Below are 9,565 nucleotides of genomic sequence, written 5' to 3' on the forward strand. Positions count from 1 at the left end.
ATGAGCCAGCACCGGCAATTGGTTTCACTCGATGATATCAGGCCTGCGGCCGCTCGCATTGCCGGGCATGTTCTCAACACGCCGACGATGCAGTCTGCGGCACTTGGAGAGCTGGCGGGTGTTCCGGTCCATCTCAAGCTTGAACAACACCAGATCACCGGCAGTTTCAAATTGCGCGGTGCAACCAATGCAATCTTGTCGCTGACATCTGCCGAGCGCGCTCGTGGTGTTGTGGCGGCATCCACCGGCAATCATGGCCGGGCGCTTGCACATGCAGCAAGGGCGCAGGGCGCGGTCGCGACGATCTGCATGTCGCGCCTGGTGCCTGGCAACAAGGTTTCAGAAATCCACAAGCTCGGCGCCGAGGTCCGCATTGCCGGAAATTCGCAGGACGAAGCGCAGGAAGAGGTCGACCGGCTTGTTGCCGATAAGGGCATGGTCAGTGTGCCACCGTTCGATGACGCGGCCGTCATCGCGGGGCAGGGAACGCTTGGGCTCGAAATCGTGGATCAAGTGCCCGAGGTGGAAACAGTGCTTGTGCCGCTATCCGGTGGTGGGCTGGCGGCAGGCGTTGCCTGTGCCATCAAGGCTTTGAGACCAAACACAAGAATCATCGGACTGACCATGGAGCGCGGGGCCGCGATGAAAGCGAGCCTTGATGCGGGGCACCCGGTTCAAATCGAGGAACTGCCGAGCCTTGCGGATTCGCTTGGCGGCGGTATCGGGCTCGGCAATGCGCTGACCTTTGCCATGTGCCGGGATTTGCTGGACGACGTGATCCTTCTATCCGAAGAAGAGATTGCCGCCGGTCTGCGTCATGCCTACGCGGCCGAGCGCGAGATCGTTGAAGGCGCCGGTGCCGTCGGTGTCGCCGCCCTTCTGTCCGGACGGGTGACATCGACCGGCCCCATCGTCGCCATCCTGTCCGGACGCAACATCGACATGGATCTGCATCGGCGGGTCATCAACGGCGCGTCCGCCTTGCCCGTAGAGGTGGCGGCATGAGCCGGATGATCATTTTGACAGAGGCAGATCTGCGAGCCGTGGTGAAACTGGATATGGACGCAATTGCTTGCGTGGAAGACGCCTTCCGGGCGCTTGCGACCAAAGAGGTTGTCATGCCGCCAATCCTCAGGCTCGACATTCCCGAACATCGCGGCGAGGTCGATGTGAAGACCGCCTATGTGCCCGGCCTTGATGGTTTCGCCATCAAAATCAGCCCAGGTTTCTTCAACAATCCGGCGATCGGTCTGCCGAGCACCAATGGCATGATGGTTCTTCTGTCGGCAACAACCGGCCTCGTGCAGGCGCTGTTGCTCGATAACGGTTACCTGACGGATGTGCGCACCGCCGCTGCCGGCGCTGTCGCCGCAAAACACCTGTCGAGGCCGGATGCGCGTATTGCCACGATCTTCGGTGCGGGAATGCAGGCACGGCTGCAACTGCAGGCGCTAACCATGGTGCGGCCGATCCACGAGGCACGGATTTGGGCGCGGGACGTGGCAAAGGCGGAAATGACGGCCATCGATCTGACGCGGTCGCTCGGCATCAGTGTTGTCGCCGCGGTTGATTCGCAGCGTGCCATTGCTGGCGCGGATATCGTCGTTACGACGACACCCTCGGAAACGCCGATCCTCAAGGCGGAATGGCTGGAGCCGGGGCAGCACGTTACTGCAATGGGATCCGATGCCGAGCATAAGAACGAGATCGAACCGGCGGCGATTGCCAAGGCCAGTCTCTACGTGGCCGATCGTCTGGCACAGACCCGGCGGCTTGGCGAGTTGCATCACGCAATCAGAACTGGCGCGGTCGCTCCGAATGCGGATTTTCCCGAACTCGGTCAGATCGTCGCCGGTGAGAAGCTGGGGCGCACCGCCCCCAACCAAATCACCATCGCCGACCTCACCGGGACCGGTATCCAGGACACGGCCATTGCAACACTCGCCCTTGCGCGTGCCGGCCTTGCCGGCGCGGGCACGCCATTTGAAAGCTGAGACCGGCAAAGCCGGAGAATGAGGGAGAAAGATGACCCAACCGAACCTCAAATTTTCCCTTGGGGAATACGAGAGGCGTCTCGCCAAGACGCGCAAGGCCATGGAAGCAAAAGGCATCGATCTGCTGATCTGTAGCGATCCTTCCAATATGGCGTGGCTCACCGGCTATGACGGCTGGTCGTTCTATGTGCATCAGGCCGTCATCGTGCCGCCGAGCGGCGAACCGATCTGGTTCGGCCGTGGGCAGGACGCCAACGGCGCCAAGCTGACAGCCTATTTGAAACCCGAGAACATTATCGGTTACCCCGATCACTATGTGCAATCGACCGAGCGTCATCCGATGGATTATCTGTCTGCCAAGCTCGTCGAGCGCGGCTACGACAGGTTAACGATCGGCGTTGAAATGGACAATTACTGGTTTTCGGCGGCCGCCTTCGCAGCCCTGGTCAAGCATCTGCCGAATGCGCGTTTCGTTGATGCAACGGCACTGGTCAACTGGCAGCGGGCAGAAAAAAGCGAGACCGAGATCAAGTACATGCGCAACGCTGCCCGTATCGTGGAAGGCATGCACCAGCGCATCTTCGATAAAATCGAAGTCGGAATGCGCAAATGCGATCTGGTTGCCGAAATCTACGATGCCGGTACCCGCGGCGTCGATGGCATCGGTGGTGATTACCCAGCCATCGTGCCGCTGCTTCCGTCAGGCGTCGATGCTTCTGCACCGCACCTGACCTGGGATGACAGGCCGATGAAGCGGGGCGAGGGAACGTTTTTCGAGATTGCCGGTTGCTACAATCGCTACCATGTGCCGTTGTCGCGCACCGTCTTCCTCGGCAAGCCGACACAGGAATTCCTCGACGCGGAGAAGGCAACGCTCGAAGGCATGGATGCGGGACTGGCTGCGGCCAAACCCGGAAATACCTGTGAGGATATCGCCAACGGCTTCTTCGCGGTGCTGAAGAAATACGGCATCGTCAAGGATAACCGAACCGGATACGGCATCGGTATCTCTTATCCGCCGGATTGGGGCGAGCGCACCATGAGCCTGCGCCCCGGCGATCGGACGGAGCTAAAGCCCGGCATGACCTTCCATTTCATGACCGGGCTCTGGCTGGAAACGATGGGGCTGGAAATTACCGAAAGCATCTTGATTACCGATACTGGCGTCGAATGCCTTGCGAATGTACCGCGCAAACTGTTCGTCAAGGATTGAGCCTGCCATGAACGACACAGGACTTCGACCGTCCCCGATCACGCCAACGGTCGATTTTTCGGCCGAGGGTATCCAGCATGGCTTCCTGCGGCAGCCCTATAGCCGTGACGATTCGGCCTGGGGTTCCGTGATGATCCCGATCACGGTCATCAAGAACGGGGAGGGCCCAACGGCCCTTCTCACCGGCGGCAATCATGGCGACGAATATGAAGGGCCGATTGCCCTGTTCGATCTCGCACGCACATTGCAGGCGGACGACGTATCCGGGCGTGTCATCATCGTTCCGGCCATGAATTATCCCGCGTTCCTGGCAGGCACGCGAACGTCGCCGATCGACAGGGGCAATCTCAATCGCAGCTTTCCGGGCAGGCCCGATGGCAACGTGACCCAGAAAATCGCCGATTATTTCCAACGTGAACTCTTGCCCCTTGCCGACATCGTTCTCGACTTCCATTCCGGAGGCAAGACACTTGACTTCCTGCCCTTCTGTGCCGCCCACATCCTGTCCGACAAGGCGCAGGAGGCGCGCTCCTTCGAACTCGTCGAGGCATTCTCGGCACCTTACTCCATGAAGATGCTGGAGATCGACGCCGTCGGAATGTACGATACCGCGGCAGAAGCGATGGGCAAGATCTTCATCACCACCGAACTCGGCGGCGGAGGTACGGCAACGGCGAAAAGTGCTGGCATTGCCAAGCGCGGCGTCAGGAACATTCTATCCAAGGCCGGGATCGTCAAAGGCGCCCTTGACGTAGCGCAGACACAGTGGCTCGACATGCCGGATGGCGATTGTTTCTGTTTTGCAGAAGACGCCGGGCTCATCGAACCGCTTGCGGATTTAGGCGATACTGTCAGCAGAGGCCAGGCTGTAGCCCTCATCCATCCTGTCGGGCGCACCGGCCAGGCGCCGATCGAAATCTCTGCAAAGATGGATGGTGTTCTCTGCGCACGGCACTTTCCCGGTCTTGTCAAGGCAGGGGATTGCGTCGCGGTCCTTGCAATAACCGTCTGATGGCGGCTGGGGTGCCGCAATGGGTATGGCGCCGTACATCGGCCATGTAAGCGCGATGGAGGCCGTTGTTATTGACCGTTGAATGACCGGCGGGCAGATCCAACCGGTCGTCGCAACACTGTCGATTATAGCCTGATATGGCACTTGGTCGAGATGATCGATACCGGGACCGATAAGCGTTACATCCGCTGCGATGCGGACGGCAAGTTCAAGGAGAGCATCGACGTATCGCGTTCATTGTCGGCGGATGAAGGCTCGAGCCATCCTAGAGTTGATCAGGCGGACCCCCGGATTATTGCAATTCCGTTCCTTATAATAACGATTACGAATCTTGCCTCGGAACAACTGAGGTTCTGTGTGTGTTTCTAGACGTTCAACGGAGAGACAGTATGGAAACCATCACTTGGCAGCCAGTAAAGCTGAAGCGTCGCGACGGCGGCGCGCGTGTGATCACTGGGCCCGACCAGGCTTTGGATTTTCTCGATCATGACTGGGACGGAGCGGAAGGCGAGTTCTACCATGAGGCCAAGCGCAATTGCCGCCGCGCCCTTCAGAAGGCGGTAGACCCGCCAAGCTTTCGTCGGCGCTTTCCTCGACGCTGCTCTTCCAATTGCCTGAGGAGGCCCCAGCCATGGGATCGCTACCCGTGGAACTCATCACTGACAATCCGCATTTTGCAGTATGTTTCCGATGGCATACGCGGAGGTGCTTGTAATGCACGAACTGGACCGGGCAATTGAAATAGCTTTGGACGCGCACGCGGGACAGACCGACAAGGCAGGTGAACCATACTTTCTGCATTGCAATCGGGTTGCGGCTTTGGTCCGCGGGATTGACGAGAAAATCGTGGCTTATCTCCATGACGTCGTCGAAAAGCGGGAAAGATGGACGCTTGAGCGATTGAAAGCGGAAGGCTTCTCCAATGCCATCGTCTCAGCTGTTGATGCCCTAACCAAGCGTGATGATGAAAACGAAGCGTTGTTTGTCCGCCGTGCAGCGTCGAATGATCTCGCAAGAGCGGTAAAGCAGGCGGATTTGAAGGACAACCTTCAGCAGGCGCTGGCGAATGAACTCGATACGGCTAAATACAGCGATGGGCTGAAGATATTGGAAGAGGTCAACGAGGACAGGGGGAGCGGCACTCGTGGGGAATGAGGCACCATCGGAAAGGCCTAATCCTTCAGCCAAAGACCGAATTTCAACGCATGGTCTCGTTCAATCTGACCACTACCGTGTACGCTGAACGGGATCAAAAATGGGAAACGCACCTCAAACTGGTGCCATTTTTTCGTCTTCAGCCTCCTCGATTTAAGACTAGGATTATTTCCTAGAGAGGCCGCGGGGAGGCGCTTTTTTTTCAAACAAGAGATGATGTATCCTTTGGAGGAAGATGATGCATATGTCCGATGTCGGGATACCACCTAAAGACCTGAACATGCTTCATGTTCTCGATGTTTGGTATGCTCAGCATCGCATCTCCCGCAAGAAGGCGACTGCTGAGGTAAAAATCCTAATCAACGAATACAAGCGCGGAAACCGCTCGCAGATCATGCTCATCGACGCGTTGATGAACAACACGGAACATTAGCGGTAGCCACGTCGCTGACAGTGGGAACCCGGCACAAAAAGCCGGGTTTCCAGAACACGGTGCGGTCGATGAGTATGTCATTGGACAGGTGTTATCGAATATTGCCCGCGTGGTGGAGCCCCCGCATTCTCAACCGGGCATTATCCATCGTCCGGGCGACATGTTTTTCCACCCCGCATTCGGTTTCGCCAACAAAATGGTCTAATCAGTCCTTCAGCGGTTTGCTCGGCGATCTTCAACTTCCCCACTTGGTGCAACTCGGCAGGGCCGGATTCAATAGGCAAGCCATTTTCAACAAGCAAGGATTAGATGTCGTTGATTGTTTGCTTCTCTGAACCGATCAACAGTGCGTTGCCGCGTATCGTCGTGAGCAGATAGGTAAAGCGATTGGTCATCATCATCCTGACAAGGGGCGGCGACCGTGTGAACAGCCGCCGCCAGCTCGTCAGCCTTCAGCTTTTTGATTGACCACGGAAGTGGCAATCGCGGTGAGCGCCAAATCGGTGGCCTGTTCCTCATCCAGCGTAGATTGGAGAATTTCGGCTGCTTCCTCGTAGCCAAGTTCGAGCGCCCAAGTGCGCAGCGTGCCGTAGCGTGACATTTCGTAATGTTCGACGGCCTGAGCGGCAGCAAGGAGGCCAGCATCAAGGGCAGGGGAGTCTTCGTATTCTTCCATGATTTCGGCACCCTCATCGGTGATGCCCAGGATGGCGTCGCACGTCTTCGCCTCGGGTTCCTCGCCGATCACATTGAAGATGGCTTCCAGGCGGGTCACGTGTATTTTGGTCTCGTCCAGATGCTTTCGAAAAGCGGACTTTAGCTGAATATTCGTCGCCGCTGCTTCCATCTCCGGCAAAGTGTCTACGATCTTCTGTTCGGCGAAATAGACATCTTTGAGCGTGTCGAGGAAAAGGTCTTCGAGTAATTTGGCCATGGGATTGCCTCCTTGGGACATTGCACGGGCAGCCGGCAATTGTGTGCCAACAACTTATTGGCGGAACTAATGTTCCGTCTCGCCAAGCCATTCGTACATCGCCAACTTCACGCCTTGGCGGGCCATGTAGACCTGGCGTCCCTACCATTGGAAATCGGTTACGTACCTCAACAATAATGTTTAGTCTCGATGGTTGCCAAAAGCGCTGTTCATGTGGACAGTGCTGTTGCGGCAGGATTGTATTGAGGCAACGACTGTCATGGAAATCCAGATGCTTTGGCGGTTGAAGGTCTTACCAGTTCTCGCCACGCCGTAGCTCCCCCGGCGAGCATCTCTTGCTCGCGGAGGTTCGCTTTTGCATCAATTAGCTCTGCGGTCTCAGCCGCTTGATCAGTGGAGCCGAAGCATGAACAAGGACGATGGTCAGGCCGCCGATCACTATGGCCAGAGCGGCCTGGATCGTCGATGTCGTCGCCCAATGCAGGATTTCGGCGAAGTAGGCGGACACGGTTCCAATTCCTGCCGCTATGCCTTCAATGAAATGCTCGGGCCCGTGATGGCCGAGTTCGGCCATCCCGTGCACCAGAATGCTTCCGCCGACCCAGAGCATCGCAGCCGTGCCAACCATGGCGAGAACGTTAAGAAAGACAGGGACGCCTACCACAAGCCCGCGCCCGAACGTTCGCAGCAGGCCGTGGGATGAACCAGCGAGGGTCAGACCGACGTCGTCGGCCTTCACAATGAGCGCGACGACGCCGTAGACGGCCAACGTGATCAGGATTCCCACGCAAGCTAGCACCGCTGCTTGCGTGTAAATGTTGGACGCCGCAACATTGGCCAACGTCAATGCCATGATTTCGGCGGACAGAATGAAATCCGTCCTTATCGCGCCTGAGACCTTCTGATTCTCCAGTGCGGCCGGATCGGATGTTCCCGATACCGCGGCCTCGTGATCGTGGGCGTCATGAGGGAAGAAGGCTTCGTAGAGCTTTTCGGTGCCCTCATAGCACAAGTAGACGCCGCCGATCATCAAAAGCGGAGTGATAGCCCATGGCGCGAAATAGCCGAGCAAAAGCCCGACTGGCAGGAGGTAGAGAAGTTTGTTCTTCAGCGACCCGAGAGCAATCTTGGCGATGATCGGCAGTTCGCGCGCCGGGGACAGGCCGACGACATATCTCGGCGTCACAGCCGCGTCGTCGATTACGACCCCTGCCGCTTTCGCCCCCGCCTTTGCGGTCTGCGCGGCAATGTCGTCCAGGGACGCCGCGGCCAGCTTGGCGATGGCAGCGATGTCGTCAAGGAGTGCAATCAGTCCTGTGGCCATGTGTCTTTCCGATTGGTTCTGAGAATTATCCCGTCACGGGAAAATGGGCGTATGGAGTCCCGAAAGTCATAGAGCGGACTTGTGACGATATCGCCGTAAACCACCCCGATCGAACCGAGAAGTAGCACGAAAAGCTGCTTTCTGGTCAGGCCCGGCGTCGATGGTTGCTGTCATGGATGCTCCCGCGCCGCTTGGCGCTCTGAATTGCGTTCAGACTATATGGTGCAACGCAGCGGTCCCGGCAACGATCGCATTCGTCCCTGCTGGATGATGAATGCGCGCGAGTTGCCCGTGCTAGCTCTCATGTTTGGATGCCCATTTCGATGCAAGGACTTTTTTACCGCTGAGCGAGTGATCGGGTGCGTACATGTTTCAGACCTCATATTGCGGCCATGACATGCCGCGGGCCGGTATGGTGATACCCGGATCAGATTCCATATCAGTGCAACGAGCTGAGGGCTCCCTGAGAGCTACTGGTTTATCCAACCTCGATCTGCTCGATCATTTGCCCATACGGATCATGTCCTCCTCACATCGCCGGCGCTCCAAATGAAGCAGTCGCCGTCAGCAGACCGCTCCAGTCGGATCTCTGTAGTCTTCATTGCGTGCTAGCTTGGCCCAAATCACCCGTGCCATCTTGTTTGCCATCGCGATCGCTGGCCGACAAGAAGATCGCGAGTTCGCAATACCATTGCGCGAGCTTGCTGGTTGGACGTCTTCACAGCGACGTCCGCATGGTCGGCCGCATCGCAGCTTCTGCAATAGCCTCGGCATCGGCAGCATCGTTCTTCTGGCGCTTAACGAAAGCCTTTACATAGACCGGTGGGATCAGCCGAATGTCATGGCCGAACCCTGCCAACTCGCGCCCCCAGTAATGAGCTGTCCCGCAAGCCTCCATCGCGACTACACAAGGGGGCAGTGCCGCCATGAATTTTGGAAACTGAAGCCGCGAGAGCTTCTTACGAAACAAAACCCGGCCATCCGCTGCTGCGCCGTGAACCTGGAAAACCTGCTTTGCAAGATCGACGCCTACAATGCTAACTTCCTCCATGGATGCCTCCTCCTCTGTTGGTGACTTAACGCATCACCATCTTGGCACACTGCGATGCCGGTGGGAGGGACATCCAACCCATCAGTGCTGTCACGTTTATCCATTGCCAGGTCATGGAGTGCCTGCGTGTCTTCGGGAACTAATTCCGCGGACAGGATGACGCTCAAAACGTCGTGCGAGCAATCTCCTTCGTCGCGGTTTTCGGATGCCGTTCTTTCACCGCGGCAATCAGCGCTTTGGGTTTCACCCCCGGCGTTACGAGTCGTCTGATCGTGGCCGCGATCCCTTCGATCTCACGAAGTTCTTTCTCGCGCATGAGTATTTCCGATGGATAGTCGCCGCGCAGACGTACCCTTCGGTGGGTCGCCCCTACCATGCAAGTCATTGATTTCAAGAAGAAACGCCCTTAACCGCGCATTTTTTTTGTTTCGAGCCTCGAGTTGATTGGC

The 9,565-nt window shown here is 57.5% G+C and carries 10 protein-coding genes and 1 pseudogene; 7 read left to right on the plus strand and 4 right to left on the minus strand.

Annotated features, from left to right (window positions below):
* From eutB to ACSQ3J_RS27455, 7 genes are all read left to right on the plus strand, one after another.
* Positions 1–1,005, plus strand: a complete 1,005-nt coding sequence (eutB, locus tag ACSQ3J_RS27425; protein ID WP_436040739.1) for a hydroxyectoine utilization dehydratase EutB — start codon at positions 1–3, stop codon at positions 1,003–1,005.
* Positions 1,002–1,994: an ectoine utilization protein EutC gene (gene eutC, locus ACSQ3J_RS27430; protein ID WP_436040740.1), complete on the plus strand. Its 993-nt coding sequence runs from the start codon at positions 1,002–1,004 to the stop codon at positions 1,992–1,994. The genes eutB and eutC overlap by 4 nt, the downstream gene beginning before the upstream one ends.
* Before the next feature lie 31 nt (positions 1,995–2,025).
* Entirely contained in the window at positions 2,026–3,207 is a 1,182-nt protein-coding gene (gene doeA, locus ACSQ3J_RS27435) for an ectoine hydrolase DoeA (RefSeq protein WP_436040741.1), read from the plus strand.
* Between the two features lie 7 nt (positions 3,208–3,214).
* Positions 3,215–4,219, plus strand: a complete 1,005-nt coding sequence (gene doeB / locus ACSQ3J_RS27440) for a N(2)-acetyl-L-2,4-diaminobutanoate deacetylase DoeB (RefSeq protein ID WP_436040742.1) — start codon at positions 3,215–3,217, stop codon at positions 4,217–4,219.
* A 389-nt stretch (positions 4,220–4,608) separates the two neighbouring features.
* Complete coding sequence (locus tag ACSQ3J_RS27445; RefSeq protein ID WP_436040743.1) at positions 4,609–4,959, plus strand: DUF982 domain-containing protein; 351 nt, start codon at positions 4,609–4,611, stop codon at positions 4,957–4,959.
* Positions 4,934–5,374: an HD domain-containing protein gene (locus ACSQ3J_RS27450; RefSeq protein ID WP_436040744.1), complete on the plus strand. Its 441-nt coding sequence runs from the start codon at positions 4,934–4,936 to the stop codon at positions 5,372–5,374. The genes ACSQ3J_RS27445 and ACSQ3J_RS27450 overlap by 26 nt, the downstream gene beginning before the upstream one ends.
* A gap of 244 nt (positions 5,375–5,618) precedes the next feature.
* Positions 5,619–5,807, plus strand: coding sequence for a hypothetical protein (locus tag ACSQ3J_RS27455; RefSeq protein WP_244482207.1), 189 nt, complete (start codon positions 5,619–5,621; stop codon positions 5,805–5,807).
* A gap of 445 nt (positions 5,808–6,252) precedes the next feature.
* Here ACSQ3J_RS27455 and ACSQ3J_RS27460 read toward each other — a convergent pair whose 3' ends face one another.
* The 4 genes and pseudogenes from ACSQ3J_RS27460 to ACSQ3J_RS27475 all read right to left on the minus strand — a co-directional run bounded on the left by ACSQ3J_RS27460 (position 6,253) and on the right by ACSQ3J_RS27475 (position 9,432).
* Entirely contained in the window at positions 6,253–6,741 is a 489-nt protein-coding gene (locus ACSQ3J_RS27460; protein WP_060504925.1) for a YciE/YciF ferroxidase family protein, read from the minus strand.
* Positions 6,742–7,105: 364 nt separating this feature from the next.
* Positions 7,106–8,065, minus strand: a complete 960-nt coding sequence (locus ACSQ3J_RS27465; protein WP_060504926.1) for a DUF808 domain-containing protein — start codon at positions 8,063–8,065, stop codon at positions 7,106–7,108.
* Between the two features lie 647 nt (positions 8,066–8,712).
* A pseudogene (locus ACSQ3J_RS27470) lies at positions 8,713–9,116 on the minus strand (IS110 family transposase); the annotation flags it as partial.
* Between the two features lie 163 nt (positions 9,117–9,279).
* The gene (locus tag ACSQ3J_RS27475) at positions 9,280–9,432 is read right to left on the minus strand and encodes a hypothetical protein (RefSeq protein ID WP_156397678.1); all 153 of its coding nucleotides are present in this window, start codon (positions 9,430–9,432) and stop codon (positions 9,280–9,282) included.
* Between the last annotated feature and the right edge of the window lie 133 nt (positions 9,433–9,565).

This window comes from Rhizobium sp. LjRoot98, from assembly GCF_964252935.1.
In the GTDB taxonomy this organism is placed as follows: Bacteria; Pseudomonadota; Alphaproteobacteria; order Rhizobiales; family Rhizobiaceae; genus Pararhizobium.

What these genes read in the sequence shown, in the direction of transcription:
- doeA (WP_436040741.1), top strand. Translation starts at nt 2,026, where the DNA reads ATGACCCAACCGAACCTCAAATTTTCCCTTGGGGAATACGAGAGGCGT.
- ACSQ3J_RS27460 (WP_060504925.1), bottom strand. Translation starts at nt 6,741, where the DNA reads ATGGCCAAATTACTCGAAGACCTTTTCCTCGACACGCTCAAAGATGTC.
- ACSQ3J_RS27475 (WP_156397678.1), bottom strand. Translation starts at nt 9,432, where the DNA reads ATGCGCGAGAAAGAACTTCGTGAGATCGAAGGGATCGCGGCCACGATC.
- doeB (WP_436040742.1), top strand. Translation starts at nt 3,215, where the DNA reads ATGAACGACACAGGACTTCGACCGTCCCCGATCACGCCAACGGTCGAT.
- eutB (WP_436040739.1), top strand. Translation starts at nt 1, where the DNA reads ATGAGCCAGCACCGGCAATTGGTTTCACTCGATGATATCAGGCCTGCG.
- ACSQ3J_RS27455 (WP_244482207.1), top strand. Translation starts at nt 5,619, where the DNA reads ATGTCCGATGTCGGGATACCACCTAAAGACCTGAACATGCTTCATGTT.
- ACSQ3J_RS27465 (WP_060504926.1), bottom strand. Translation starts at nt 8,065, where the DNA reads ATGGCCACAGGACTGATTGCACTCCTTGACGACATCGCTGCCATCGCC.
- eutC (WP_436040740.1), top strand. Translation starts at nt 1,002, where the DNA reads ATGAGCCGGATGATCATTTTGACAGAGGCAGATCTGCGAGCCGTGGTG.
- ACSQ3J_RS27450 (WP_436040744.1), top strand. Translation starts at nt 4,934, where the DNA reads ATGCACGAACTGGACCGGGCAATTGAAATAGCTTTGGACGCGCACGCG.
- ACSQ3J_RS27445 (WP_436040743.1), top strand. Translation starts at nt 4,609, where the DNA reads ATGGAAACCATCACTTGGCAGCCAGTAAAGCTGAAGCGTCGCGACGGC.